Annotated in this window: 25 protein-coding genes; 8 read left to right on the top strand and 17 right to left on the bottom strand. The window is 67.7% G+C overall.

Going from position 1 to position 26,879, the window contains the following annotated elements:
- Positions 1-4 precede the first annotated feature (4 nt).
- Entirely contained in the window at positions 5-997 is a 993-nt protein-coding gene (locus CAL24_RS01085) for a Bug family tripartite tricarboxylate transporter substrate binding protein (protein WP_028353660.1), read from the bottom strand.
- A gap of 321 nt (positions 998-1,318) precedes the next feature.
- Here CAL24_RS01085 and CAL24_RS01080 point away from each other — a divergent pair, with 321 nt between their 5' ends.
- The 4 genes from CAL24_RS01080 (at position 1,319) to CAL24_RS01065 (ending at position 6,429) form a co-directional block, all read left to right on the top strand.
- A complete protein-coding gene (locus CAL24_RS01080; protein WP_028353661.1) occupies positions 1,319-2,038 on the top strand; it encodes a gluconate 2-dehydrogenase subunit 3 family protein in 720 nt (239 codons plus the stop codon).
- A gap of 3 nt (positions 2,039-2,041) precedes the next feature.
- Positions 2,042-3,817 (top strand): GMC family oxidoreductase, encoded by a 1,776-nt coding sequence (locus CAL24_RS01075; protein ID WP_028353662.1) that lies wholly within the window; start codon positions 2,042-2,044, stop codon positions 3,815-3,817.
- A gap of 13 nt (positions 3,818-3,830) precedes the next feature.
- Positions 3,831-5,150 (top strand): c-type cytochrome, encoded by a 1,320-nt coding sequence (locus CAL24_RS01070; protein ID WP_094805499.1) that lies wholly within the window; start codon positions 3,831-3,833, stop codon positions 5,148-5,150.
- Between the two features lie 148 nt (positions 5,151-5,298).
- Positions 5,299-6,429, top strand: a complete 1,131-nt coding sequence (locus tag CAL24_RS01065) for an FUSC family protein (RefSeq protein ID WP_249278456.1) — start codon at positions 5,299-5,301, stop codon at positions 6,427-6,429.
- 21 nt (positions 6,430-6,450) lie between these two features.
- Here CAL24_RS01065 and CAL24_RS01060 read toward each other — a convergent pair whose 3' ends face one another.
- The 3 genes from CAL24_RS01060 to CAL24_RS01050 are packed head-to-tail and all read right to left on the bottom strand — an operon-like array spanning position 6,451 to position 8,708.
- Positions 6,451-7,800, bottom strand: a complete 1,350-nt coding sequence (locus tag CAL24_RS01060; RefSeq protein WP_094805498.1) for an alanine/glycine:cation symporter family protein — start codon at positions 7,798-7,800, stop codon at positions 6,451-6,453.
- A 53-nt stretch (positions 7,801-7,853) separates the two neighbouring features.
- On the bottom strand, positions 7,854-8,273 hold the full coding sequence (locus CAL24_RS01055; protein WP_094805497.1) for a secondary thiamine-phosphate synthase enzyme YjbQ: 420 nt from the start codon (positions 8,271-8,273) through the stop codon (positions 7,854-7,856).
- A gap of 6 nt (positions 8,274-8,279) precedes the next feature.
- The gene (locus CAL24_RS01050) at positions 8,280-8,708 is read right to left on the bottom strand and encodes a PaaI family thioesterase (RefSeq protein ID WP_094805496.1); all 429 of its coding nucleotides are present in this window, start codon (positions 8,706-8,708) and stop codon (positions 8,280-8,282) included.
- A 139-nt stretch (positions 8,709-8,847) separates the two neighbouring features.
- Here CAL24_RS01050 and CAL24_RS01045 point away from each other — a divergent pair, with 139 nt between their 5' ends.
- Positions 8,848-9,831: an aliphatic sulfonate ABC transporter substrate-binding protein gene (locus tag CAL24_RS01045; protein WP_094805593.1), complete on the top strand. Its 984-nt coding sequence runs from the start codon at positions 8,848-8,850 to the stop codon at positions 9,829-9,831.
- A 61-nt stretch (positions 9,832-9,892) separates the two neighbouring features.
- On the opposite strand, the gene CAL24_RS01040 is transcribed toward CAL24_RS01045, so the two are convergent.
- From CAL24_RS01040 to CAL24_RS01020, 5 genes are all read right to left on the bottom strand, one after another.
- Positions 9,893-10,315: a YgiW/YdeI family stress tolerance OB fold protein gene (locus CAL24_RS01040; protein WP_094805495.1), complete on the bottom strand. Its 423-nt coding sequence runs from the start codon at positions 10,313-10,315 to the stop codon at positions 9,893-9,895.
- A 103-nt stretch (positions 10,316-10,418) separates the two neighbouring features.
- Positions 10,419-11,807: an ATP-binding protein gene (locus tag CAL24_RS01035; protein WP_094805494.1), complete on the bottom strand. Its 1,389-nt coding sequence runs from the start codon at positions 11,805-11,807 to the stop codon at positions 10,419-10,421.
- Between the two features lies 1 nt (position 11,808).
- Complete coding sequence (locus CAL24_RS01030) at positions 11,809-12,465, bottom strand: response regulator (protein ID WP_094805493.1); 657 nt, start codon at positions 12,463-12,465, stop codon at positions 11,809-11,811.
- Positions 12,466-12,563: 98 nt separating this feature from the next.
- A complete protein-coding gene (locus CAL24_RS01025) occupies positions 12,564-12,884 on the bottom strand; it encodes a chaperone modulator CbpM (RefSeq protein ID WP_028353672.1) in 321 nt (106 codons plus the stop codon).
- Between the two features lie 2 nt (positions 12,885-12,886).
- Complete coding sequence (locus CAL24_RS01020) at positions 12,887-13,822, bottom strand: DnaJ C-terminal domain-containing protein (protein ID WP_094805492.1); 936 nt, start codon at positions 13,820-13,822, stop codon at positions 12,887-12,889.
- A gap of 236 nt (positions 13,823-14,058) precedes the next feature.
- On the opposite strand from CAL24_RS01020, the gene CAL24_RS01015 reads away from it, so the two are divergent.
- The gene (locus CAL24_RS01015; RefSeq protein ID WP_094805491.1) at positions 14,059-15,282 is read left to right on the top strand and encodes an MFS transporter; all 1,224 of its coding nucleotides are present in this window, start codon (positions 14,059-14,061) and stop codon (positions 15,280-15,282) included.
- Between the two features lie 53 nt (positions 15,283-15,335).
- Here CAL24_RS01015 and CAL24_RS01010 read toward each other — a convergent pair whose 3' ends face one another.
- Positions 15,336-16,316: a GlxA family transcriptional regulator gene (locus CAL24_RS01010; RefSeq protein ID WP_094805490.1), complete on the bottom strand. Its 981-nt coding sequence runs from the start codon at positions 16,314-16,316 to the stop codon at positions 15,336-15,338.
- A gap of 104 nt (positions 16,317-16,420) precedes the next feature.
- Between CAL24_RS01010 and CAL24_RS01005 the strand changes: the two genes are divergently transcribed.
- Complete coding sequence (locus CAL24_RS01005; protein ID WP_094805489.1) at positions 16,421-17,062, top strand: HD domain-containing protein; 642 nt, start codon at positions 16,421-16,423, stop codon at positions 17,060-17,062.
- A gap of 89 nt (positions 17,063-17,151) precedes the next feature.
- On the opposite strand, the gene CAL24_RS01000 is transcribed toward CAL24_RS01005, so the two are convergent.
- The 3 genes from CAL24_RS01000 to glmS form a co-directional block, all read right to left on the bottom strand.
- Positions 17,152-18,504: a type II toxin-antitoxin system HipA family toxin gene (locus tag CAL24_RS01000; protein ID WP_094805488.1), complete on the bottom strand. Its 1,353-nt coding sequence runs from the start codon at positions 18,502-18,504 to the stop codon at positions 17,152-17,154.
- Positions 18,505-18,508: 4 nt separating this feature from the next.
- Complete coding sequence (locus CAL24_RS00995; RefSeq protein ID WP_028353685.1) at positions 18,509-18,772, bottom strand: helix-turn-helix domain-containing protein; 264 nt, start codon at positions 18,770-18,772, stop codon at positions 18,509-18,511.
- A 360-nt stretch (positions 18,773-19,132) separates the two neighbouring features.
- Positions 19,133-20,965, bottom strand: a complete 1,833-nt coding sequence (gene glmS / locus CAL24_RS00990) for a glutamine--fructose-6-phosphate transaminase (isomerizing) (protein ID WP_028353686.1) — start codon at positions 20,963-20,965, stop codon at positions 19,133-19,135.
- A gap of 149 nt (positions 20,966-21,114) precedes the next feature.
- Here glmS and CAL24_RS00985 point away from each other — a divergent pair, with 149 nt between their 5' ends.
- Positions 21,115-21,606, top strand: coding sequence for an Lrp/AsnC family transcriptional regulator (locus CAL24_RS00985; RefSeq protein WP_094805487.1), 492 nt, complete (start codon positions 21,115-21,117; stop codon positions 21,604-21,606).
- Between the two features lie 30 nt (positions 21,607-21,636).
- Here the strand turns inward: CAL24_RS00985 and CAL24_RS00980 are convergent, their stop codons facing one another.
- From CAL24_RS00980 to glmU, 4 genes are all read right to left on the bottom strand, one after another.
- Positions 21,637-22,701 (bottom strand): glycosyltransferase family 4 protein, encoded by a 1,065-nt coding sequence (locus CAL24_RS00980; RefSeq protein ID WP_028353688.1) that lies wholly within the window; start codon positions 22,699-22,701, stop codon positions 21,637-21,639.
- Positions 22,698-24,020 (bottom strand): UDP-glucose dehydrogenase family protein, encoded by a 1,323-nt coding sequence (locus CAL24_RS00975; RefSeq protein ID WP_028353689.1) that lies wholly within the window; start codon positions 24,018-24,020, stop codon positions 22,698-22,700. Before CAL24_RS00975 ends, CAL24_RS00980 begins: the two co-directional genes overlap by 4 nt.
- Positions 24,021-24,092: 72 nt before the next feature.
- Positions 24,093-25,481 carry an MFS transporter gene (locus tag CAL24_RS00970; RefSeq protein ID WP_081760368.1) on the bottom strand — a complete coding sequence of 463 codons (1,389 nt, stop codon included), beginning with the start codon at positions 25,479-25,481 and terminating at the stop codon, positions 24,093-24,095.
- Positions 25,478-26,848: a bifunctional UDP-N-acetylglucosamine diphosphorylase/glucosamine-1-phosphate N-acetyltransferase GlmU gene (glmU, locus tag CAL24_RS00965; protein ID WP_028353691.1), complete on the bottom strand. Its 1,371-nt coding sequence runs from the start codon at positions 26,846-26,848 to the stop codon at positions 25,478-25,480. The genes CAL24_RS00970 and glmU overlap by 4 nt, the downstream gene beginning before the upstream one ends.
- Positions 26,849-26,879 lie beyond the last annotated feature (31 nt).

Here is a 26,879-nt window from a genome sequence, read left to right as displayed (position 1 = left end):
TGCGTCATTCCATCTCGATGCCCGAAGCCGAGACAGTGGGTTCCCATTGCTTGCGCTCCTGGACGATGCGCCGCGCCGTTTCGGCGGCCGTCGCGGGCGCCACCACCAGCCCGGCATCCAGCAGGCGCCGGCGCAATTCCGGGCTCTCGGATGCCTTCAGGAAAGCCGACTCCAGCGCCGCCACGACATTGGCAGGGGTCTGGGCCGGCACGAAAATGCCGTACCAGCTGGTGGCCGCGCGGTATTCCGGGAAACCCTGCTCGTCGATGGTCGGCACCTCCGGCAGCGCCTCGAGCCGCTTGGCGCCGCTGATGCCGAGGAACTTGATTTTCTTGCTCTGGTATAGCGGCATCATGCTGGCCACTGCATCCCAGCCCGCCGACACCTGCCCGCTGGCCACGTCCACCAGCATCGGCGCCGCGCCCCGGTACGCCACCGGTTCAATCTGCAGCCCCTGGCTCTTGTTCAGCGCCAATGCCCCCAGATGGCCGGAGCTGCCCAGCGACGCCACGCCCAGCGTGGTCGGCTTGCCCTGCTGCCGGGCCCATTTCACGTAGTCGGCCATACTGTCGTACGGCGCCGCAGCGCCCGCCACTACCGCCGTGGGGATCTCCACCAGCAAGGCCACCGGCCGCAGGTCCTTGTCGGCGTCGTAGTTCAGGTTCTTGTACGTGAGCGGGAAGATAGTGAACAGCGGCGAGCCGCCCAGGTACATCGTCAGCCCATCGGGCGCGGCGGCCTTGACCGCGTTCAACGCAATGCGGCCCGACGCGCCGGGCCGGTTGTCCACCAAGACCTTTTCGAACCCCTGGCTGCGCAGTGCTTCGGCATAGATGCGCGCCGTCGTGTCGGCGGCGCCGCCCGGCGCGAAGCCGACCGTGATGGTGGGCACGCCGGGCAAGGGCGCGCGGGATTGCGCGTGCGCGGGCACTGTCGCGACGGCGCAGGCCAGGCCTGCGCAGGCGAGCGTGATGCGCAGGAAGGCATCGTGAAACATGGAATTTCCCTCTAGTTGCGGCGCGCGTGATCGTGCGCCCCTCCCGGATATTACGCCGTCGTTCCCGGCGCTTACGCCGTTCACCATTCGCGCGCACGCGCACGCGTTTCTAAACCAGGATTATTGACCACGACCTGAAACCCTACTGTTATGGTCAGGCATCCGTACCCATTTTCATGAGACGCGCATAATCATCGGGTCTTCCCTAATGGAAGAGGCCAACTATTCATAGTTGACGCTGTCTCGACGTTAGTCGTTCGTGTTTTACAGATGCATGTTCACAGTTGCCGGGACAGCATGAAGCAAACCACGGAGAGTCACATGACAGAAGAGACGCGGCCGCGACGACGATTCCTGCAGCAGGCATTGGCGCTGGTGCCGGCCACGACGCTGGCGGGCGGGGTGGCGGCGACGCAGACGGCCTGTAGCAACGATGCGGGCCGCGCCGCCGGCGCGGCCCAGGGCTACACCCCCACTTACTTCACCCAGGAAGAGTGGGCGTTCATCAACGCCGCCGTCGACCACCTGATCCCTGCCGATGAGTACGGCCCCGGCGCCATCGAGGCCGGCGTGCCCGAGTTCATCGACCGACAGATGGAAACCCCGTATGGCCACGGCAAGCTCTGGTACATGCAGGGCCCGTTCCACCCCGACGCGGCGCCCGAACTGGGATACCAGCTCAACCAGACGCCGCGCGACGCCTACCGGCACGGCATCGCCGCCTGCGACGCCTGGTGCAAGCAGGCCCACGGCAAGACGTACGCGGAACTGGACAAGCCGGTGCAGGAACAAGTCCTCAAGGACATGCAGGCCGGCAAGCTCGAGTTCGACACAGTGCCGTCCGCGATGTTCTTCAGCTTCCTGCTCGCCAATACCAAGGAAGGCTTCCTCGCCGACCCGATGTATGGCGGCAACAAGAACATGGTCGGCTGGAAGATGGTGGGCTTTCCGGGTGCGCGCGGCGACTTCATGGACTGGACCGACCAGCCCAACGTCAAGTACCCCTACGGGCCGGTGTCGATCTCGGGCGAGAAGGGGTAAGCCATGGCCATCAAGAAAGACAAAGTCGATGCCGTGCTGGTCGGATTCGGCTGGACCGGGGCCATCATGGGCCAGGAACTGACCGAGGCGGGCCTGCACGTGCTGGCGCTGGAGCGCGGCGCCATGCAGGACACGCCGAAGGATGCCGAGTACCCCAAAGTGCTGGACGAACTGGCGTATTCGGTGCGCGGCAAGCTGTTCCAGGACCTGTCCAAGGAAACCGTCACCATCCGCCACGGCCTGAACGACGTGGCCGTGCCCTACCGCCAGAATGGTTCGTTCCTGCTGGGCAACGGCGTGGGCGGCGCGGGCTTTCACTGGAACGGCATGCACTACCGCATCCTGCCCGAAGAGCTCGAGCTGCGCACGCGCTATGAAACGCGCTACGGCAAGGACTTCATCCCGGAAGGCATGACCATCCAGGACTTCGGCGTCACCTATGACGAGCTCGAGCCTCATTTCACGCAGTTCGAATATGTATGCGGCACGTCCGGCAAGGCCGGCAACCTGAACGGCCAGATCGTCGAGGGCGGCAACCCGCACGAGGGCCATCGCAGCAAGGAATACCCGCTGCCGCCGCTGGCCACCACCTACAGCGCGCAGCTGTTCGAGAAGGCCGCCAAGGAGGTGGGCTTCAACCCGTTCCCGGCGCCCGCCTCCAACGCGTCCGGCCCCTACACCAACCCCTACGGCGTGCGGCTGGGCCCCTGCAACTTCTGCGGCTTCTGCGAGAACTACGGCTGCTACATGTACTCGAAGGCATCGCCGCAGACCACCATCCTGCCGGTGCTGCTGAAGAAGCCGAACTTCGAGCTGCGCACGCATTCGCACGTCATCAAGGTCAACCTGGACGCCTCCGGCACGCGGGCCGTGGGCGTGACCTACATCGACGCGCAGGGCCGCGAGGTCGAACAGCCCGCCGACCTGGTCATCCTGTCGGCCTACCAGATGCACAACGTGCGGCTGCTGCTGCTGTCGGGCATCGGCAAGCCGTACGACCCGGTCACCAATGAAGGGACCGTGGGCAAGAACTACGCCTACCAGATGAACGGCGGCATCAACGTGCTGCTGCCCAAGGGCACGCAGCTCAACCCGTTCATGGGCACCGGCGCCGGCGGCGTCAGCATGGACGACCTCAACGGCGACCAGTTCGACCACGGCCCGCTCGGCTTCATCGGCGGGGCCAGCATCCGCCACGTGCGCACCGGCGGCCGCCCGATCAAGCAGGCCGCCACGCCCCCCGGCACGCCCACCTGGGGCACCGCCTGGAAGGCCGCGGTGCAGGACGCCTACCAGCGCTACATGACCATCGGCATCTCCGGGTCGGTGATGTCGTACCGCGACGCGTACTTATCGTTGGACCCGACCTACAAGGACACCTACGGCCAGCCGCTGCTGCGCATGACGTTCGACTGGCACGACAACGAGTTCGACATGCTGGGCTACATGGGCAAGCGCATGGAAGAAGTCGCCAAGGCGATGAACCCGGAAAAGTATTTCGTGGGCGTGCGCAAGAAGGGCGCGCACTACGACACCCGCATCTACCAGAGCACCCACAACACGGGCGGCGCCATCATGGGCTCGAACCCGCGAGAAAGCGTGGTGAACAAGTACCTGCAAAGCTGGGACGTCCCCAACGTGTTCGTCATGGGCGCCTGCGCCTTCCCGCAGAACATGGGCTACAACCCCACCGGCCTGGTGGGCGCGCTGGCCTATTGGTCCGCGCAGGCGATCCGCGAGCAGTACCTGAAGAACCCCGGCCCGCTGGTCCAGGCTTGAGGAGGCGCGCGACATGACCAAGTACACCATCGTTGCCGCCGCCCTGGCCCTGCTGGCCGGCCCCGCCTCGGCCGCCGAAGGCGGCGCGGGCCAGCCGGACGCCCAGCTCATCAAGCAGGGGGAATACCTGTCGCGCGCCGGCGACTGCATCGCCTGCCACACCGCCCCGGACGGCAAGCCGTTCGCCGGCGGCCTGGGGCTGGACTCGCCGCTGGGCATGATCTATTCCACCAACATCACGCCGGACAAGGAAACCGGCATCGGCGAATACACGCTCGAGGACTTCGACCGCGCGGTGCGCCATGGCGTGGCCAAGGACGGCCACTCGCTGTACCCCGCCATGCCCTATACCGCCTACGCCAAGGTCACGCCGGATGACATCAAGGCCCTGTACGCCTATTTCATGCACGGCGTCGAGCCGGTGAAGCAGGCCAACAAGGACACCGACATCATCTGGCCGTTGTCGATGCGCTGGCCCCTGGGCGTATGGCGCTGGATGTTCGCCCCCGACGTCGTCGCTGGCGCCCCGGCCGACGCCGCCCCGGCCGGCCCGGCCGCGGATGCCGAGGTGCTGCGCGGCAAATACCTGGTCGAGGGTCTGGGCCACTGCAGCACCTGCCATACGCCGCGCGGCTTCGCCTTGCAGGAAAAGGCGCTGACGGACGCCGACGGCACCGCCTTCCTGTCGGGCGGCGTGGTCGAAGGCTGGCTGGCCAAGAACCTGCGCGGCGACACGGTCGACGGCCTGGGCAGCTGGAGCAAGGAAGATATCGTCGCCTTCCTGAAGACTGGCGTGAACGGCCATTCGGCCACCTTCGGCGGCATGTCGCAAGTCGTGGCGGACAGCACCCAGCACCTGACGGACGCCGACCTGAACGCAATCGCCGCGTATCTGAAGACGCTCTCGCCGGTCAACCCGGATGCCACCCAGCCCATGGCCTACGACGAGTCCGCCGCGCAGGCGCTGCGCACGGGCAAGGACCAGAGCGAAGGCGCCATCGCCTTCCTCAATAACTGCGCCGCCTGCCATCGCAGCACCGGCAAGGGCTATGCGCAGACCTTCCCGCAACTGGCGCTGAGCTCGACGGTGAATTCGGCGGACCCGACCTCGCTGATTCACATCGTGCTCAAGGGCGCGCAGCTGCCGGGCACGGCGCACGCGCCCACCCGGTACGCGATGCCGGGCTTCGACTGGCGCCTGACCGACCAGGAAGTGGCATCGGTGGTCAGCTTCGTGCGGTCCAGCTGGGGCAACCAGGCATCGGCGGTCAGCGCCGCCGATGTGGCGAAAGTGCGCGAGGAGGTAGGGGCCGCGCCCCAGCCCGCGCGCTGACGCCGCCCGGCGCCGCAGGTGTCAGACACCCCTGAGGGTGTCTGACACCTCTCCTTCCCACGGGGTATCTGAGGCCTCCAGCGGCCGCTGCCCGCCCGGGCATGTCGCTTGCTCATCGAGTATCGGTTCCCGCCCGCTCGCCGATATCTTGAAAAACTCCGCGTCATCGCAGCGCCGCCGCGCTCCCTTTGCATTTCTCACCCACCTGCTGAAAGGCCGGCCCACCGACGGCCCGCTGGGCCGCGACATCATCCGCCTGCCGGTGCAAACAGTCGCGGCGGTGCTGCTGGCCTATGCCTGCATGAAGTGGCTGGACCTGCCCGCCATTGCCTGGGGCGCCTTCTCGGCCCTGTTCGTCGTGCGGGCCAGCGTCGAGGGCACCGTCGGGGAAGGCACGGCCCGCATCCTGGGGGCCTTCATCGGCGTGGCGATCGGCGTCTCGCTGGTAGTGCTGTCCCAGGTCGCCGGGCTGGCGGCCTGGTGGAGCATCGTGATCGGGGTCGGCCTTGCCGCCTACATTTCCATGCGTTGGCCGACCCTGAGCTACAGCCTGGTCACCGTCACTATCCTGACGGTCACGCCGGACGGCGACATCCTGGCTGGCGCCATGCAGAAGACCGTCGCCATCGTGATCGGCTCGGCCTCCGGCATCCTGGCCGCCGCGGCGGTCCTGCCGCTGTCGGCGCGGCGCGGCGTGCGCACCAGCCTGGCCGCCTCCATCGAGGCCTTCGGCGACCTGCTGGTGCAATGGGCCACGGCGCTGAACGATGGCAACCGGCGCCCTCGCCTGCATGGCCGGACAGCCATGGAAGAAGCGCGCCAGCGCGCGCGCGACATGTCATCGCAAGCCCGGACCTTCCCCATGGACCTGCTGTACCGGCATGGCGCCGCCTACCGGCTGCATGACGGCATAGACCGCCTGTGGCGCACGGTCTCGCTGATGGAGCGCGCCAGCGACGTGCCGCTCACCGACAATATCTGCCGGCGCCTGGGGCCGGCGCTGGACAAGGTCGCCGCGGCGGCCAGGAAGCAGGTCGACGGCCTGGCGCAGGCCGTGCGCCAGGACAGCCGGGCGGCGGCGCCGCGGCGCCCCGGCTCGCCGCTGCGGCGGCTGGACCAGATCATCGAGGACGCCATGCGCGAAGGCGGCTTCGACCCGACGGAAAGAGAATCCGTCGAGGTCATCCGCTGGGCCTGGCATGAAGTGGCGCGCGAACTGGACGCGCTGGCCGACCAGCTGGACGACGGCGCCGCGCGCCCCGCCCGCGCGCGCCGGTAGCAGCACCGGCGCGGCCGGGCGCTACTCGCGGTTGGCGGCGAAATGCTCGCGCGTCAGCTTCACTACCAGCGGCGACAACAGCACCAGCGCGATCAGGTTGGGCACCGCCATCAGCCCGTTCAGCGTATCGGCCAGCAGCCAGGCGAAGTCGAGGTGCGCAATGGCGCCGAACGGCACGGCAATAACCCAGACGATCCGGAACGGCAGAATGGCTCGCACCCCCACGAGGAATTCCCAGCAGCGTTCGCTGAGGTAGCTCCAGCCCAGGATGGTGGTGAAGGCGAAGATCGCCAGCGCCACCGCGATGACGTACTGGCCGATGCCGGGCAGCGCCGCGTCGAACGCGGCGGCCGACAGCACCGCGCCGCTGTCGCCGCTGGTCCACAGGCCCGAGCATACGATGACCAGGCCCGTCATCGTGCAGATGACGATGGTGTCGATGAAGGTGCCGATCATGCCGATCATGCCCGAACGCACCGGGCTGTTGCTGGTGCCGGCGGCCTGCACGATGCCGGCCGTGCCCAGCCCGGCTTCGTTCGAGAAAATGCCGCGCGCCACGCCGTAGCGCATGGCCGCCATCACGGCCGCCCCGGCAAAGCCGCCCGTGGCGGCGACCGGCGTGAAGGCATGCGTGAAGATCAGCCCCAGCGCGGCCGGGATGGCCTCGGCCATGAAGATCAGCGCGATCACCGAGGCCACGATATAGGCCACGCACATGAACGGCACCAGCGCCTCGGCCACCGCGCCGATGCGGCGGATGCCGCCCAGCACCACCAGCCCGATCAGCACCATGGTGACCACGCCGGTGACCCAGTCGGGCACGCCGAACGAGGCCCCCAGCGCGTCGGCCATGCTGTTGACCTGGACCATGTTGCCGATGCCGAACCCGGCCAGGCCGCCGAACAGCGCGAACAATGCGCCCAGCCAGGCCCATTTCGGGCCCAGACCGTTGCGGATGGCGTACATCGGCCCGCCGGTGAACTCGCCGCGCGGGTCTTTCTCGCGAAAATGCACTGCCAGCAGCACTTCGCTGTACTTGGTGGCCATGCCCACCAGGGCCGTCGCCCACATCCAGAACAGCGCCCCGGGGCCGCCCAGGAAGATGGCGGTGGCCACCCCGGCGATATTGCCGGTGCCCACCGTGGCGGCCAGGCTGGTCATCAGGGCCTGGAACGGGCTGATCTCGCCGGTGGAGTCGTCGCCCTTGGCGCGGCTGCGCCACGCCAGGCGGAAGCCCGCCGCGATCTTGGTGAGCGGCATGAAGCCCAGGCGCAGCATGAGGAACAGGCCGGTGCCGAGGATCAGCACCAGCATCAGCGGCCCCCACACCAGGCCGTTGACGCTGTTCACGATTGAATCGAGAGTTTCCATGCGTGTCTCCGCTTAGAAATAAGCCTCGATTGTGCACGAACTCGGCCGCCGGCTCACTCCCCTTGTACCGTCACTACCACGGTGCGGGCGCCGCCATGGTTGCGATGTTCGCACAGGTAGATGCCCTGCCACGTGCCCAGGCACGGGCGGCCGTCGCTGACGGGAATGCTCAGGCTCGCCCCCAGGATGCTCGACTTCAGGTGGGCGGGCAGGTCGTCGCTGCCTTCGTAGGTATGCTGGTAATACGGCTCGCCTTCCGGCACCGCGTGGTTGAAATAGCGCTCGAAGTCGGCGCGCACGGTGGGGTCGGCGTTCTCGTTGAGCGTCAGCGAGGCCGAGGTGTGCTGGATGAACAGGTGCATCAGGCCCACCTTGACCCGGCCAAGCTCGGGCAGCTGGCCGAGGATTTCATCCGTGACCAGGTGAAAGCCGCGCCTGCGGGCGGCCAGCGTCAGCGATTTCTGGATCCACATGGCGCCTCAGCCGTCCGAGGCGGCGGTGCGCGCGGCGCGCACCGCGAACACCGCATTGGCCTTGAGCATGGTCTGCCCTTCCACTTGCAGCAGGCAGGTGGCGTAGATCAGGCGCCGGCCCTGCTTGTCGATCTGCACGTGCGCCTCGAGCCAGTCGCCCGGCTTGACCGGATTCAGGTACTCCACCGACATCTGCACCGTCACCACCGACACATTGGCCCGCCGCGCGATGTTGAAACCCAGGGCGCTGTCCGCCAGCGTGGCCAGCAGGCCGCCGTGGGCGATGTCGTGCATATTGGTGTGCGGCGTGCCCAGGCGGATGGCCAGCACGCCGTCGGCGTCGCGGCGGTAGAACGCGCCCAGCTCGGCCAGGTGGGTCATGAAGGGGCTGCTGGGCTGCCAGGGTACGAAGCCGGCGGGGACGGGATTTGTCATGATGGAAGGTGCGGGACGAGAAATGCAAGCATAACTCGCCAGCGCCCGGCTCATATTTTTATCCTGATTTTGTATTTGTCGCGTGCGGCGGCGCGGCCCATGATGGCGGCCACGATTGTCCTTCGCCATCGACCGCTCCATGCCGCCACACCTGTTCCACCCCGCCCGGCGCAAGGCCCTGGCCGCCATTGCCGCCACTGGCCTGGCCGCCGGCCTGCCGCGTCCGGCGCGCAGCGCGCAGCGCGCCCGCCTGCGCATCGGCTACCAGAAATCCTCGACACTGCTCGCCATCGTCAAGGCGCAGGGGCACCTGCAGGCCCGACTGGCCGACCAGGGGGTGGCGATATCCTGGCATGAGTTCGCGAACGGCCAGCCGCTGCTGGAAGCGCTCAACGTGGGCGCCATCGACCTGAGCGCCGACGTCGCCGACACGGTGCCGCTGTTCGCGCAGGCGGCGGGCGCCGCCCTGACCTATTACGCCAGGGAAACACCCGCGCCCGCCGCGCAGGCCATTCTGGTCAAGGAAGATTCGCCGATCCGCGCGCTGTCCGACCTGAAGGGTCGCAAGGTGGGTTTTGCGCGGGCGGCCGGCGCGCATTTCCTGGTCATTGCGGCCCTGCAGCGCAGCGGGCTGGCGCTGGCCGATATCCAGCAAGCCTTCCTGGCGCCCGCGGACGGCCGCGCCGCATTCGGCAACGGCTCGATCGACGCCTGGGCGATCTGGGATCCTTTCTATGCCGCCACGCAGCAGCACGAGCGCGTGCGCGTCCTGGCCGACGGCCGCGACGGCCTGGCCGACTACGCGCGCTATTACTTGGCCGCCACCTCCTATGCCGAGGCGCATACGGCAATCGTGGAGCAGGTATACGCGGCCCTGCAAGCCGCCGGGCGCTGGGCCAAGCAACATCCGGACGCGGCGGCCGCCTTGCTGGCGCCATTGTGGGGCTTGGACACGCGGATCGTCGCGGCGGCCAATGACCGGCGCAGTTACGACGTGCGGCCGGTCACCGGGCAGAACCTCGACAGCCAGCAGCAGATTGCCGACGTGTTTCTCGCCAACAAGCTGCTGCCGCGCCGCATTGTCGTGCGCGACGCGCGGCTGTGGCAGCCGGCCCGGGCATGACACCCGGGACTATTGCATGGCCTTGTCCGGTGATGAGCCGGCGCGCCAGACACGCCACCCATCAGGGGATGCGCACCTGGTCGACGTCGAACTCGACCGAATTGCGATCGCGGTCCAGTTCGCCGATCAGCTCCACGGTGACCTTGTCATCGATCTGCCGGCCCGCCGGAAAATCGTCGTTGTCGATCTCGACACGGATACGGCCCGTGCCATCATCGAAGGTGTAGTGATCGCCGCCATCGTGCGAGACGATCCGGCCGCGCAAGACGGCATTCTGGTCGTCCTTGCCGTTGGCCATCAGGTCCTTCACACTCATGGGCGCAATCGTGCTCGGGCCGGCATATCCCTGCTGCTGCGCCGCCGTGTCGGAGCGGGGGCCGGTGTAGCCCTGTGCCTGGACGCCGGCGACGGCCAGCGCGCCCGCCAGCGCTGCGGTGGCCAGAAGAATGCGAGGGCCATTCGAGCGGGTAAAAAGGTTCTTCATGGTAGTGGCTCCTTGCGCCGTTGGCGCGGTTGGTGTTGAACACATAGCCATTGGACCAGCCGAAGATGAAGCGAACCTGAGGTCGCGGCGGGCCGGCCGGGCCTCAGCGCGCCCGCGTGCGCGGCAACCCGAGCGTCACGCCAAGGCCGGCGCCTTCGATGCCGGGGCCGAAGCGCAGGGTCGCGCCGTGCAGTTCCGCCACGCGCGCCACGATGGACAAGCCCAGGCCGCTGCCCTGTTCGCCCGTGCCCAGCACACGGAAGAAGCGCTGGGTCAGCCGCTCCAGATCCGCATCGGACACCCCATGGCCATCGTCGCGCACCGCAAGCTCGACCGTCCCGCCATCCGTCGTCGCCGACAACCATACCCGGCCTTCTGCGCGGCCGTAGCGGATGGCATTGTCCAGCAGATTGCGCAGCGCGCTGAACAGCCAGTCCCGGTGGCCGTAGACCGTGGCGGCACGGCAGTCGACGGACAGCGTGACGCGTCGCCGCGCCGCGGCGGCCGCGCATGCCTTCACCACGTCCTCGAACAGGATTCGCACATCAACATCGCCCATGGCGACGGCGTCGGCGGACTGCGGGTCCAGCCGCGCCAGCTGCAGCAGGTTCTCGACCATGGCGGTGCTGCGCGCCACATCGTCACGCAGGCGTTGCAACCCGGCGGTCAGCGCCGGCGAGCCGTCGGCCGCGTGGCTGCGCTGCATGACCTGGATGCGCGATGCCAGCGCCGCCAGCGGCGTGCGCAGCTCATGCGCGGCGTCGGCAGTGAAGCGGCGCTCGCCCTCCAGCGCGCGCGACAGCCGCTCCAGCAAGCGGTTCAGCGCCCCGACCACTGAGCGGACCTCGATGGCCCGGCCGTCATCCGGCACCGGCGACAGGTCGGCCGGAGACTTCGCTTCGATGCCGCGCGCCATGCGCTCCAGCGGAGCCAGCAGCCGCCGGATCACCCACCAGTTGATCAACCCGAGCAGGCCCCACAGCACTACCAGCGGCCAGGCCAGCGATTCCAGCACATCGCGGATCAGCTCGATACGCTCATCCCATTCCTGCCCGACCTGGACCGAGAAACCCAGGGTTTCGTGGCGGCGCACATAGACACGCCAGCGTTCGCCGTCCACGCGCACGTCGTAGAAGCGCTCATCGGGACGGTCCGGATCGACGAAGGGCCGTTCGGGCGCGTCCTCGCCACGCCGGACCACGTCGCCCCGCGGCGAAACGATCTGGTAATCGAGACGCAGCGTCGGATCGGCGTCGTCGCGGTCGCGCGAGGCGAGCACCCCGCTGGACGCGCCTTCGCCAAAGGCCAGCACGATGCGTGCGCCTTCTTCGAGGGTATCGTCGAACGCCTCGCTCACCTCTTTCCAGGCGATTGCCAGCACGATGACCGTGCTGACCAGACCCACCAGGACGCTGGAACCCACCGTCGTCGCGATGAGCCGCCGACGCAGCGAGTAGCCGCGCGGCTTGCCGGGGTTTCGACGCAACCTCATGTCAGTCGGCCAGCCGGTAGCCCTGGCGCCGGATTGTCTTGATCGAGCCGGGGCCGAGCTTGCGCCGCAGGTTATAGATATGCACTTCGATGGCGTTGCTGTCCACCTCGTCGCCCCAGCCGTAGAGGGCCTCCTCGAGCTGGGCGCGCGACACCACATGGCCCGGCCGCCGGATCAGCGCATGCAGCACGGCGAACTCGCGCGCCGTCAGGGCGATGGCCGCGCCGTTCAGGCTCACCTGCTTGCCGGCTTCGTCCAGCACCAGGCCGCCGTGGCTCAACGCCACGCTGGGACGGCCGTCGTGGCGCCGGATCGCGGCGCGGATCCGCGCCGACAGCTCTTCGAGATCGAATGGCTTGACCAGATAGTCGTCGGCGCCGAGGTCCAGCCCTTCGATCCGGTCGCGCACCGCGTCGCGCGCCGTGATGAGGATGACCGGCACCGTCGCGCGGCGGGCGCGCAGGCGGCGCAGCAAGGCGTCGCCGGTCAGGCCCGGCAGGCCCCGGTCGATCAGCAGGCACTGGTAGTCGTGGGTGGCCAGCACCGTCTCGGCCAGGTCGCCGCGCGTCACGCGGTCGACGACATAGCCGTCGAGCTCCAGCCAGGACTCGATCGACTCACCCAGGGATACGTCGTCTTCGGCCAATAGAATGCGCATCCAGTGACTATACGCCACAGGATGAAGGGAATCTTAAGGCGACGTGCCGGCGCGACAATGCACGCGCCCGCTAGCGCACGGCCGGCAACGGGCCGCCGCTAGCGCCCGGAGGCGCTCAGCGCGCGCAACTGCGCGCGCAGTTGCCGCACTTCCCGGCTCAGGTCCAGGATCAGCGCCGCCGCGTCCAGGCCGGCGCCGAAATCGCGCTCGAGCCGGCGCGCCTCCAGCGCGCGCTGCAGGTCGGCACTGTAAAAGCACCAATCGGCCGGCTGCGACCCCGAAGCCTCGACGATGCCGACTTCAACCAGCCGGGCCACCCATTCCACTTCGGCGCCGCAGGCGCGCGCCAGGTCGTCGGCGCTCAGGGGCTGCGCCGTGCCCACGACGGTACCGGTGGCGGCGATCACTACCGTTTTCATGTTCAGGCCTCCATGTGGCGTCGCGGATTGAAGGGCAGGTCCTGCTGCATCTTGCGGTAGGCGGCGCGCGCGGCCTCGGTATCGGCCGGCGGCAGCGCCAATTCGAGCACAAGATAAAGGTCCCCGGGCGGGTCGCCGGGGATGCCCCGGCCGCGCAGGCGCAGCTTGCGGCCGTTGGCGGAACCCGCGGGCACGGAGACCTCTACCATGCCGCCGGGCGTGGGCGCGTTGACGCTGGCGCCCAGAGCCGCCTCCCAGGGCGCCACCGGCAGCGTCATGTACAGGTCGCGCCCCTCCGCGCGGTAGCGCGGATGCGGCTTGAAGCGAACCTCCAGATACAGGTCGCCGCTGTCGCCGCCGCCATAGCCGGGCATGCCCTGCCCGACCAGCCGGATGTACTGCCCCTCGCGCACGCCCGCCGGGATGCGCACGCTGAGCGTGCGCGACTGCATTTGCGGACGCCCCTGGTCGTCCATGTGCATGGATCGCAGGGTGACGTCGCGCGTGGCGCCCTTGAGCGCATCTTCCAGGTCGATCTCGATGGCGGCGTGGTGGTCTTCGCCACGGGCGCGGAACTCTTGCCCGGCGGCGCGGCGCGCGCGGCCCCCGAACAACGAAGAAAAGAACTCGCTGAACTGCGCTTCTTCGCCGGGGGAAGCGGCGCGGCGGAACTCGAAGCCTTCGTCCCAGCCGGGCGGCGGCTGGAACCCCCCGCCGGGCGAAACGCCGGCGGCGAGATTATCGTAGGCCTGGCGTTTTTCCTTGTCGCGCAGGACATCGTAGGCTTCGTTGATGTCGCGCATGCGCGACTCGGCATCGCTTTCCTTGCTGACATCGGGATGGTATTTGCGAGCCAGCTTGCGGTAAGCGCGGCGGATGTCGTCCTCCGAGGCGTCGCGCTCGACGCCCAGCGCGCTGTAGTAGTCCTTGAACTCCATAATCGCCCGCTCATCGTAGGGTTGCGGCAACCATCGGCGCACCGAAGCCGCCAGGGATAAATATAGGATAGGGTCCTATCCCCGATTTATCAATGCGCCGCAGCATCCGGCGTGCCTGGGGCTGGGCTACGCCGCGATGCGGTGCTGCACAGGGGTATGATGAATAGAGCAATCAAACCTGCCGGGCCAAGCGGCAGGTAATTCCCTTCCCCCACAAGAACGACTCAAGAGACGCAATGACCCGCGCTGCACCCGCTTGGCTGATGCCTGTCGTGGCTATCTTCACCCTGCAGACCACATCGTCATTCTTGAGTCGGCTCATTCCCATTGTCGCCCCGGCCATGTCCGCCGAATTCGGCTGGAGCGGCAGTTCCATCGGCTACCTGACGGCCAGCAACTCCCTGGGCGGGCTCGCCATCCTGGTGGCGGGCTCCGCCCTGCTCAAGCAGATAGGCGGCATGCGCACGCTGCAGCTCACGCTGTTCCTGGGCGCCATCTGCATGGCGCTGCTGTTGTACCCGAGTGTCGGCATCGCCCTGGCAGCATGCTTCATCATGGGCCTGAGCAACGGCGCCGCCAACCCGGCCGGCAGCGAAGTACTGCAACGCTTCTCGCCGCCGGGCAAGCGCAACCTGATGTTCTCGATCAAGCAGGCCGGGGTTCCCGTAGGCGGCGTCGTGGCGGGGCTGCTGGTGCCCGTGGTGGTGGCGCTGGCCGGCTGGCGCATGGCGCTGCTGGTCTGCGCGCTGGTCGTGCTGCTGCCCACCCTGCTTACCTGGCGGCTGAGCGCGGGCCTCGATGAAACGCCCGCGAAAAAGCGCCGCGCCCTGCACATGCCGACGCTGCAATCGCTGCGCACGCTCAGCGTGCCGCTGGCGGCCCTGGGGCACAACCGCGGCCTGCTGAAGATGTCCGTCGTGGGCAGCCTGTTCGCGGTCTCGCAAAGCTGCTGGTTCACGTTCACCGTCATCTACCTGATAGACGGGCTGGGCTTCTCCCTGGGGCTGGCCGGCGCGGTGTTCGCCGTGATGCAGGCCGGCGGCGTGATCGGCCGCATCGCGCTGGGCTGGTTGTCCGATTACCTGCGCTCGGCCACCGCCACCTTGTCGATCGCGGCGGTCTTCTCCGCAGCGACGACCGCGCTGCTGGGGTTGACCAGCCCACAATGGCCGCTCTGGGCCGTCATCCTGCTGGCGTTTGTCGCGGGCTGCTCGGCAGCCAGCTGGAACGGCGTGCAGATCGCGGAAGTGGCGCGGCGCTCGCCCTCGCACCTCATCGCCGAAACGGCGGCCGGCTCCAGCATACTGGTCAACCTGACCAACATGGTCGCGCCCACCGCTTTCGCGGCATTTGTCGCGGCTGGCGGCGGATACACCTATGCCTTCATCTGCGCGGGGGCCTGCTCGCTGCTGGTGCTGGCATGCCTGCCGCGGGACCGACAGGACGGCGCGGCCGCGTAGCACTGTCCGGGTCGCTGAGCAGGCGCGCGGATCCGCGACGCGGCGCTGCCCCGCTACCGGGGGCTCGCATCATCGGCGTTTGCACCGTGGTGGCGTCGATACACAGCCGGCGACACGCCCACATGCCGCACGAAAGCGCGGCGCAGCGTATCGACACTGGCGAAGCCGCAGCGCGCCGCCACCTGCTTGGGCGTCATGGCCCCCGACTCGAGCCATTCGCGCGCGGCGCCGACGCGCATGGCCTCCACCCATGCCGCTGGCGTCACGCCGACCTCGGCATGAAACAGGCGCGCAAAATGGCGCGGGCTCAACCCCGCGTGTCCGGCCAGGGCCTCCACTGATAAGTCGCGTTCCGGGTGCGCCGCCGCCCAGCGCTGCACATCCTGCAGCGCCGACCGTCCGACCGGCCCGGCCTGCCCCTTGCGGCTGAACTGCAGTTGCCCGCCGGGGCGCTTGAAATACATCACCAATTGCGAGGCGACGTCGGCCGCCAGCTCGCGCCCCAGGTCTTCTTCCACCAGCGACAGGGCCAAGTCCAGCCCGGCCGTCACGCCGGCCGCGGTTCGCACCTTGCCGTCGCGCACCTGCAGCGCGTCTTCTTCGACCGTGATGCGCGGATAGGCCTGGCGCAACTCGCGGGCGGCGTTCCAGTGGGTGGTCACCCGGCGGCCGTCCAGCAGGCCGGCGGCGGCCAGGGCGAAGGCCCCGGTGCAGACGGAGCCGTAGCGCCTGGCCCCCCGGGCGGTGGCGCGAATCCATTGCAGCATGGCGCTGCCGAAAACGGTGCGGGCGGCGTTCGGCGTGCCGGCGACCAGCAGGGTGTTCACCCGGGCCAGCGGCTGCGCGACCGTCGAGTCCGGCAGCAGGCACAGCCCGGATGAGCTGCGGACCGGCCCGGGCTCGCAGGCCACCACATGCAGCGAATAGAACGCCCGCCCCAGCTCAGTATTGGCCTGCGCGAACACATCCAGCGGGCCCGATACGTCGAGCATCTGCACCCCCGGCAAGGCCAACACGGCAATGGTTCTGGTCATGGCTGAGAATCGCGTGATTTGGCAGAAAATCACGTAATACGTTTATTGAAGACATTCTAGCGCAACCGGAAAATAGCCATAGGTTTTCCGACAGGGCCAATGCCATGAACGTCTCCATCGACGGTATCCAGATCCCCGACAGCCAGTTGGCGCGCGAAATCACCGAGCTGGTGCGCGACACCGAATCGCCCCTGCTGTTCCATCATTCCAGCCGCGTCTACTATTTCGGCGCACTGGCCGGCAAGCGGCGCGGCCTGAAGTTCGACCCCGAACTGCTGTATTGCGGCTGCATGTTTCACGACATGGGCCTCACGCACCAGCACAGCAGCGGCTGCTGCCGCTTTGAAGTGGACGGCGCCAACGCGGCGCGCGATTTTCTGCAAAGCCGTGGAATTTCCCGGCAGGACATCGACCTGGTCTGGACTGCGATCGCGTTGCACACCACCCCGGGCATCCCGGAATTCATGCACCCGGTCGTGGCGCTGGTCACCGCGGGCGTGGAAATGGATGTGCTGGGCCTGAGCTATGACGAATACAGCGATGCCCAGCGCCAGGCCGTGATGGCCGCGCATCCGCGCGAGCCGCGATTCAAGGAGGACATCATCCAGGCCTTCTATGACGGCATCAAACACAAGCCGCACACGACCTTTGGCAACGTGAAGGCCGACGTCATTGCCGACAAGGAGCCGGGTTTCGTTCCCGCCAACTTCTGCAGCGTGATCCGCAACTCGGGCTGGGCCGGCTGAACTCGGCGCGCCAGGCACGGCATCGGCCGGGACGACGCCGTGCCTGGGCGCGAAATGCTGGGCTACTCCGCCCCGCTGACCCTCCGGCGCTAACCCGCCAGTTTGTCGGCGGCATCCTGGAGGCCGTTGAGGATGGAGTCGGCCACGTGCATGGGGAATCCAGCCGGCAGTAGCGCGCGGACGGTCTTCACGACCTCGGGCGTGCGCGCCACCAGGTCGTCGAGGACATGCGCCACTCCCAGACCGTTGTGATCCACTACGCCATGCTCGGTGCCCACGGCGATCCAGTGCCGACGCAGGATGTCGCGCATGACCCGGTGGGGGTTTTTCGAACGCACGGCCATGGCCATCTTGGCGTCGTACGGAGACAGCTGATTCGCACCCTTGCCGATGATGGGGTAAGCCGACAGCACGTCGTACAGCGGGGTGAGTTCGTAGGTGCCACCCTGGCGCAGGAAAATGCTGAAGTTCTTCGCGTGGCCATCCGTGGCACGCAGCATCCAGAAGAGGACCTGGGCCTGGAAGAACGTGCGGCGGTCGCGGTCAGGAGCGCGCGACGTGCCCAACAGCTTCATGATTTGGCGCACACCCGGTCCGCCGTCGGACTCGTACTTCAAATGCGGCGGAGTTGCCGTCGCCTGGCACATGTCTTCCTGCGGCAGCCGGATGAGCCAGCGCTTGCCCTCGGGGTTCTCCCACCACATCCGGTCGAAGCGCTCGACCGCCAGCACCTTCATGTCCTCGAACATCAGGGGCTCGGTGCGCGCCACAGGCATTTGGTAGGCGCGCAGGACTTCGGAACACAGCCACTCGTTTTCGACCGAATCGTTCATGTCGAACTTCATGTTTGCGACCAGGCCCAGTGGCAGCTTGAAGATGTGAGTGGTCGGTGTTGCGCCATGCGGCCGGCACCACCGCCCGTCGTACCAGAGCAAGGCCGACTTTTCCTGTGCACCGGCAATGGAGATGCGGAAGTCTTCATCCTCGGCGGCGTCCCGGCCGAGAGGGCCTGGCGCAAGGGTGTTGCGAAGCAGCTGGGCAATCTCGGCGTCGGTCATCGGAACCGCGTTCACTTCTTGAACGCGGTCCGGCGCCTCGGGGCCCGGCACCACCTGCAGGGCGCCGACGCAGTCCCGACCGACTTCAGCCAGCAGGGCGAACGCGTTGGTCGAGCCGGCCTGGTACCGACGTGCGACGCGCTCGCGGATTTCTTTGCTGTCCGGCAGCAGGTTTTCGAAGTAGGTGCGCACGGCTTCGCCACGGTGCGGCGGATTGCCCGGGGTGAAGGGGAGGGACAGCGACAGCGGGCGCCCCTGGTCGGAAGCCACCCAGGCGTCGGCATACTGCAGGACTTCTCCGGCATGCGGTTGCATACTCCAGGTGCCGACGAATTCGCCGTTCATCCAGAGATTCAGGGTGCGGGTGTGTGAGCGTCGACCCATGCGCTCACCAGTTGGGACCAGCCGACGCCTTGGGCGACAGCGATTCGCTGCTGGTCTTGCGCAGCACGAGTTCGACGCCCAGGATGCTCAGAAGCTCCAGCAGGCGGTCGGCGCTAACCTTGTCTGCATGGCGCTCAAGATTAGACAAGGCCTGCTGGCTGATGCCCAGGCGCATAGCCGTATCCGCTTGGGTCAGGCCCGACTGTCTGCGAAAACCCTGAAGCAGTGCTGGCAGTTGCTCCGCCGTGCGGACGGTGAAGTCGGACATACAAGCCTCACGTTGTTTTTTCGATTTACAAATTCTACTTAGTAAATTTAAAATACTCAACATAAGTTGTAAAACCACACTACAACGCCGAAATTGTATTTACGATTTACAATTTATAAGTTGTAAAACGTCCCGCCCATGCTAGGCGCCGGGTTCCGGGCGGAAGTTGCCCGAGCCCCCGGTCTCAATACACCGGAACGCAAAGAAGGGCCGCTTTGGCGGCCCTTCTCCATTTTCGAAGTTGAAGGTGAGCGGGGAGACAAAAATCGCGAAAAGGCAGCCGTTAGCGCCGAGACCGACTTTATTCCGCGCGACCGGCTTTGCTTCCCGTTTTCAAGCCTTGCGGGAATCCGCTCTCGCTCACTCCACCGTCACGCTCTTCGCCAGGTTGCGCGGCTTGTCCACGTCCGTGCCACGGGCGCACGCGGTGTGGTACGACAGCAGCTGCAGCGGCACCGTGTGCAGGATCGGCGACAAGGCGCCGTAGTGCTCGGGCATGCGGATCACGTGCATGCCGTCGCTGCTGGTGATGCGGCTGTCGCCGTCGGCGAATACATACAGTTCGCCGCCGCGGGCGCGCACTTCCTGCATGTTCGACTTCAGCTTTTCCAGCAGGGCGTCGTTGGGCGCGATGGTGACCACCGGCATTTGCTCGGTGACGAGCGCCAGCGGCCCGTGCTTGAGCTCGCCGGCCGGATAGGCCTCGGCGTGGATGTAGCTGATCTCCTTCAGCTTCAGCGCGCCTTCCAGGGCGATGGGATAGTGCATGCCGCGCCCCAGGAACAAGGCATTTTCCTTGCTGGCGAAACGATCCGCCCAGGCCATGATCTGCGGCTCCAGCGCCAGCACCGAGCCGATGGCCGCGGGCAGGTGGCGCAGGTCCTTCAGGTGCTGGGCTTCCTGCTCGGCGCTGAGGTGGCCGCGCGTCTGGGCCAGCGCCAGCGTCAACAGGAACAGCGCCGTCAGCTGGGTGGTGAAGGCCTTGGTCGAGGCAACGCCGATCTCGACGCCGGCGCGGGTGATGTACGACAGCTTGCACTCACGCACCATGGCGCTGGTGGCCACGTTGCAGATGGTCAGCGTGTGTTCCATGCCGAGCGAACGCGCGTGCTTGAGCGCGGCCAGGGTGTCGGCGGTCTCGCCCGATTGCGAGATGGTGACCACCAGGCTGCGCGGGTTCGGCACGCTGTCGCGGTAGCGGTATTCGCTGGCGATCTCGACCGCGACGGGGATCTTGGCGATGGATTCGATCCAGTACTTGGCGGTCAGGCCGGCGTAGTAGCTGGTGCCGCACGCCAGGATCAGCAGCGAGTCGATGTCCTTGAAGATCTTGTAGGCTTCGTCGCCGAACAGCTCGGGCGTCACGGACTCGATGTCCTGCAAGGTATCGCCGACCGCGCGCGGCTGCTCGAAGATTTCCTTCTGCATGTAGTGGCGGTACGGGCCCAGCTCGGCCGCGCCGGTATGCACCTGCACGGTGTTGACCTTGCGCTCGACCGGCTTGCCTTCCATGTCGGTGATCCACACGCGCGACAGCTGCAGGTCGACCACGTCGCCGTCTTCCAGGTAGATGATCTGGTCGGTGGTGCCGGCCAGGGCCAGGGCGTCGGAAGCGAGGAAGTTCTCGTTCTGGCCCACGCCCACCACCAGGGGCGAGCCCTGGCGCGCGCCCACCACGCGGTGCGGCTCGTCGCGGCAGAACACGGCGATGGCGTAGGCGCCATGCAGGCGGCGCACCGCCTGTTGCACGGCCTCGAACAGGTCGCCGTTGTACAGGTGGTTGACCAGGTGCGCGATGACTTCGGTGTCGGTCTGGCTTTCGAAGACATAGCCGGCGGCCTGCAGCTCGGCGCGCAGCTCGTCGTGGTTCTCGATGATGCCGTTGTGCACCAGCGCGATGCGCGGCTCGTCCTTGCCCAGGTGCGAGAAATGCGGGTGGGCGTTGTGGGTGGCCGGCACGCCGTGGGTGGCCCAGCGGGTGTGGGCGATGCCGGTGAAACCGGCCAGCTTGTCCTGGGCGATCTGGTCGGCCAGCTCGGACACGCGCTGCGTGCTGCGCGTGCGGCGCAGGTGGCCGTCGATGTACAGCGCCACGCCGCACGAGTCGTAGCCGCGGTATTCCAGCCGCTTCAGGCCTTCGACCAGGATCGGGGTGATGTCGCGCTGGGCGACGGCGCCAACAATGCCGCACATAGGGGAATCTCCGTGAATTTGCGTATCGGCGCATTGTGCGCCTCCCCGGCTGAAATTTGATTTCTTTCTTTCGGCTTATGTGAAAGCTGATTTTCTTACAGAAAAGTGATTAAATATTATTTCGTATCTCCCTGTTCAGTGAAATATAAATGCAAGAAACACCTGCCAGCCCTGTCGAACTGGACGATCTGGACCGCCGCATCCTGGACCAGCTGCAATGCGACTGCGCGCTGACCAACCAGGAACTGGCCGCGCGCGTGCATGCGTCGCCGCCGACCTGCCTGCGGCGGGTGCGCCGTTTGGTGGAAACGGGGGTGGTCGATCGGCAAGTGGCGATCCTGGCGCCGGAGAAACTCGGCAGCACGCTGACCGCCATCGTCGAGATCACCCTGGATGTGCAGGCGGCCGAGAGCCTGGACGCCTTCGAGCGCAGCCTGGTGGACGAGCCGGCCGTGCTGCAGTGCTACCGCGTGTCGCCCGGGCCGGATTTCGTGGTGGTGGCGCAGGTGCGCGACATGCCGGCCTACCATGCGCTGGTGCACCGGGCCTTCACGGCACAGGCGAATGTGCGCAATGTGCGGACATTCTTCTCGGTGCACCGGTCCAAGTTCGAGACGCGGATCGACGTATCGGCGGAGTAGGCGCCGCAGGTGTTCTTCGCAGGTGCAGGCCTATCCCCGCCGCGCCAGCAACTGCTCGAACTGCGCCAGGTAGCGGCGGCCCATTTCGGTGACGTCGTGCTCGGTGCGCACGTAATCGTAGGCGCGCTGCGTGCAGTCGGCGCGGAACGCGGCGTCGTCCAGGCAGCGCGCCATGCCCTGGGCCAGGGCATGCGCGTCGCCGGTGGGGCACAGCACGCCGCGGCCGTCGGCCACGCTTTCCTTCAAGCCGCCGGCGTCGGTCGACACCACCGGCACGCGCTGCAGGAAGGCGTCCAGCACGCTGCTGCCCAGGGCCTCTTCCTGGGAGCTCATGACGAAGACGTCGAAGATGCTGTAGAAATCCTCGACGCCCTTGCGGAAGCCGGCGAACAGGTAGACGTCCTGCAAGCCCAGCCGCTGGACCTCGGCGCGCGATTCGGCCTCGCGGTCGCCGCCGGCGCCGAAGTGCACGAAAACGAAGTCAGCGCGCGTGCGGGCCAGCTCGCCGACCGCCCGGATCAGCGTCAAGGGGTCCTTGTCGCGGATCAGCGCGGCCGATGTGGCCAGCACTTTGCGGCCGCGCAGGCCCAGCTCGTCGGCCAGGCGGTCGACGTTGGCGCGGTCGATGACGTGCGGCTCGACCGCGCTGCGGATGATGACGGGCTGCAGTCCGAGCCGGCGCGGCTCGGCCGCCGCCATCTCGCTGATGGCGACGAAGCAGTCGACGCGGCGCCATTTGGCGCCGGTCTTCCATTCCTCGTTGGGCTCGACCACGAACGACGTGCGCCGCGAAAACGCCACCGGACGGCGATGCAGGGCCTTGGTCAGCACGGCCCAGGTGACGGTGTTGGCGGTCTGCGCATGGATGATGTCGTAGCCGCGCCCGGCGCGCGCGAGGAAGGCCAGCTGGGCCGGCACGTTGCGCACGCCATGGGCGATGAAGCCCTCTTCGCCGGCGCGCGCTTGCAGCGGGCCGCCGGCGCGGCACAGCAGCTCGACCTCGTGCCCCGCCGCGCGGAACGCGCGCATGCAGTACAGCGTCTGGCGCTCGCCGCCGCGCCAGCCTTTCTCGAAGTTGAGCTGCAGGATCCTCATGACCGCCCGATGCCCTGGTACTCGAAGCCCTGGGCGCGCATGTCGGCGGGCGAATACAGGTTGCGGCCGTCGATCACCAGCGGCGCCTTGAGCAGGGCGCGCACGCGCTCCAGGTCGGGCGCGCGGAACACCTTCCATTCGGTGGCGATGAGCAGGCCGTCCGCGCCGTCCAGCGCCTGGTACATGTCGTCGGCGAACTCGACCGCCGCATTGCCGGCCAGCAGCTGGCGCGCGTGCGGCATGGCGATGGGATCGTAGGCGCGCACGCGCGCGCCGCGCCGGGTCAGTTCGGCGATGGCGGTCAGGCTGGGCGCCTCGCGCATGTCGTCGGTATTGGGCTTGAAGGCCAGGCCCCACAAGGCGAACCTGCGGCCGGACAAGTCCTCGCCGTAGCGCGCCACCACTTTTTGCGACAGGCGCAGCTTCTGCGCGTCGTTGGCCGCCTCGGCGGCCGCGACCACGCGCATCGGCAGGCCGTGTTCCGCGGCGGTGCGCGCCAGCGCCTGCACATCCTTGGGGAAACACGAGCCGCCGTAGCCCACGCCGGGGTACAGGAAGTGATAGCCGATGCGCGGATCGGCGCCGATGCCGCGCCGCACCTGCTCGATGTCGGCGCCCAAGGCCTCGGCCAGGTTGGCCATCTCGTTCATGAACGAGATGCGGGTGGCCAGCATGGCGTTGGCGGCGTACTTGGTGAGCTCGGCCGAGCGCACGTCCATGACCATCAGGCGCTCGTGGGTGCGCTGGAAGGGCGCGTAGATGCGCCGCATCACATCGACGGCGTAATCGTCGTCGGCGCCCACGATGATGCGGTCGGGGCTCATGAAGTCCTTGATGGCCGCGCCTTCCTTCAGGAACTCGGGGTTGGAGGCCACGCTGAAAGGAACGTCCACGCCGCGCCCGGCCAGCACCTCGGCGATGGCCTGCCTGACTTTGTCGGCAGTGCCGACAGGCACGGTGGATTTGTCGACCACGACCTTGCGGGTCGTCATGTGGCGCGCGATATTGCGGGCCGCGGCCAGTACGTGCTGCAGGTCGGCCGAACCGTCTTCGCCGGGCGGCGTGCCCACGGCGATGAACTGCACGTCGCCGAAGGCCACGCTGGCGGCGACATCGGTGGTGAATCGCAGGCGGCCGGCCTGGGCATTGCGCTTGACGAGCTCTTCCAGGCCGGGTTCGTAGATGGGAATGCCGCCCTGCTGCAAGGTCTGGATCTTGGCCGCGTCGACATCCAGGCACATGACCTCGTTGCCCATGTCGGCCAGGCAGGCGCCCGAAACCAGTCCAACGTAGCCCGTGCCGATTACCGTGATTTTCATGCGCAATGCCTATAGGGGTCCGTTGGGCAAATTATAGAGGGACGCCGCGCCGGGGGCCGGCGCGCGTTCGCCCTATGAGGTCTTCAGCTTGTTGACCCGTACCGCGTTCACGCCGACCGCCAGCGCGGCGCACACGGTGGCCAGCAGCAGCGCGAATGTCGGCCCGCGCGCCCCGCCGACGGCGAAGGCGATGGCCACCAGCGCGGTGCCGAAGCTCTGGCCAAACACCCGCGTGGTGGCTTGCAGCCCTCCGGCGGCGCCACTGCGCTGGCGCGGCGCGGAGGACAGCATGGCGCGGTTGTTGGGCGTCTGGAAAAAACCGAAGCCCATGCCGACCACGAACATCGCGGCCATGATCCAGGGATTGCTGGCGCTCAGCGGCAGCAGGGCCAGCGCGGCCAGGCCGGCGACCATGACCGCCGCGCCGACACCGCTGAGCGTGGCGGCCGAATAGCGGTCCGACATGCGGCCGGCCAGCGGCGCCACGATGGCCGTTCCCACCGGCCAGGCGCCCATCAGCATGCCGACCTCCAGGTAGGGACGGCCCAGCACCTGCTGGAAGTAGAACGGCAAGGACACGTACGAAGCCATCTGTGCCGCGAAGGTGCATGCCGAGGCGGCCACCGCGAAAGCCAGCGGCCGGATGCGCAGCAGGTCCACCGGCACCAGCGGGGCCGGCTGGTTGCCGGCGCGCCGCACCAGCAGCCAGCCGGCCACCGTGGCGAAGACGATCATGGCCACGCCCTGCCAGGCGCTCTGCCCCAGGGTGTCGACCCCCGAAATGAACACGCCCAGGGTCAGCATGCACAGCAGGGCGCTCAGCCAGTCCAGCCGCACATTGTTGCGGGGCACTTCGGGCAGGTGCCGCAGGCCCAGCATCACCCCGGCGCAGACGGGCAGGTTGATGGCGAAGATCCAGCGCCAGTGCGCAACCTCGAGGATGATCGAGCCCAGGGTGGGCCCCAGCACCGACATGACCGCCACCGTGGTGGCGTTCAGGCTGATGCCGCGGCCCAGCATGCGCAGCGGGTAGATATTGCGCACCAGCCCGCCGAACATGCACATCAGCGAGGCCGCGCCGACGCCCTGCACCACGCGTGCCAACGTCAGCTGCCATAGCGCGGTGGACAGGGCGCCGCACAGCGAGGCGGTCGCGAACAGGCCCAGGCCGATGGTGAACATGCGCCGAAAGCCGATGCGCTCGGCCAGCGCCGACAGGGGCAGCAGCAGCACCACGACCGCCAGGTTGTAGGCGTTGACGATCCACACCGCCTGGGACGGCTGCGCGTTCAGGTCCGTGGCGATGGTGGGCAACGCCACGTTGGCGATGGTGGTGTCCAGCACCGACATGCTGATGCCGGTGAGGACGGTGGCGGCGGCCCAATAGCGCCGGGGAGCGGGCAGGCCGTCGGGCAGGGCCGGACGGCCTGGAGAAGCCGAGGCGGGTCGCTCGGCGCTCACGATTTTTTCTGGGGGCGCTGCCAGCCGTCCACGGTGGTCTGCCGGCTGCGCGAGACCGTAAGCTGCCCGGCCGGCGCGTCGCGCGTCAGAGTGGTGCCCGCCCCCAGCGTCGCACCCTTGCCCACGCGCACCGGCGCGACCAATTGCGTGTCCGAGCCGATGAAGGCGTCGTCCTCGATGATCGTGCGATGCTTGTTGGCGCCATCGTAGTTGCAGGTGATGGTGCCGGCGCCCACGTTCACCCGGGCGCCGATGTCGGCATCGCCGATATACGCCAGGTGGTTGGCCTTGCTGTCGGCGTCGAGCACGCTGTTCTTGATTTCCACGAAGTTGCCGACGTGGCTGCGGTCGCCCAGGCGCGCGCCCGGCCGCAACCGGGCGTAGGGGCCGATGCGGGCATCGCGGCCGATGGCGGCCTGCTGCACGTGGCTGAAGGCGTCGATCTGCGTGCCCGCGCCCACGGCAACGTCGCGCAGCACGCAATGCGGGCCGACGCGCACGCCGTCGGCCAGCTCCACCGTGCCTTCGAAGACGCAGCCCACGTCGATGAACACGTCGCGGCCGCAAACCAGCGTGCCGCGCACGTCGAAGCGTTCCGGATCGGCCAGCGTCACGCCGGCTTCGAGCAGGCGGCGCGCCTGCTCGCGCTGCCAGCGCCGTTCCAGTTCGGCCTGCTGCACGCGGCTGTTGACGCCCAGCGTTTCCCAGCCGGCAGCCGGCTGGGCGGCGCCCACGGGCACGCCGTCCGCCACCGCCAGGCCGACCACGTCGGTCAGGTAGTACTCGCCCTGCGCATTGTTGTTGTCGATGCGGCCGAGCCAGTCTTTCAGCTTGGCGGTCGGCGCGACCAGGATGCCGGTATTGACTTCGCGGATGGCGCGCTCGGCTTCGCTGGCGTCCTTGTGCTCGACGATGCGCACCACGTGGCCCTGGTCGTCGCGCACGATGCGGCCATAGCCGGTGGCGTCGTCCAGGATTTCGGTCAGCACGGCCATGCCCTGGCCGCGCGCCTCGAGCAGACGGCGCAGCGTGTCGGCCTGCACCAGCGGCACATCGCCGTACAGCACCAGCGTCACGTCGTCCTTGCCGTCTTCCTGCAGCAGCGGCACGGCCTGCTGTACCGCGTGGCCGGTGCCGTGCTGGGGCTGCTGCAAGGCGAAGCTCAGGTCGGCGCGGCCTTCGTAGGCGCCGCGCACACGGTCGGCGCCATGACCCACCACCACGACGATGCGGCCCGGCTCGAGCTGGCTGGCGCTATCCAGCACGTGTTCCAGCATGGGCTTGCCGGCCAGCGAATGCAGCACTTTGGGAAGATCGGACTGCATGCGTTTGCCCAGTCCGGCGGCGAGAATGACGACATTTAGCATAGAGATTCGGAAATGGCGTGAAGCGGCAGGC

The sequence above is a fragment of the Bordetella genomosp. 2 genome, from assembly GCF_002261345.1.
Lineage (GTDB): Bacteria > Pseudomonadota > Gammaproteobacteria > Burkholderiales > Burkholderiaceae_B > Bordetella_A.
The sequence above is the reverse complement of the archived record's forward strand: the minus strand, read 5'-3'. Positions and strand labels throughout refer to the sequence as shown.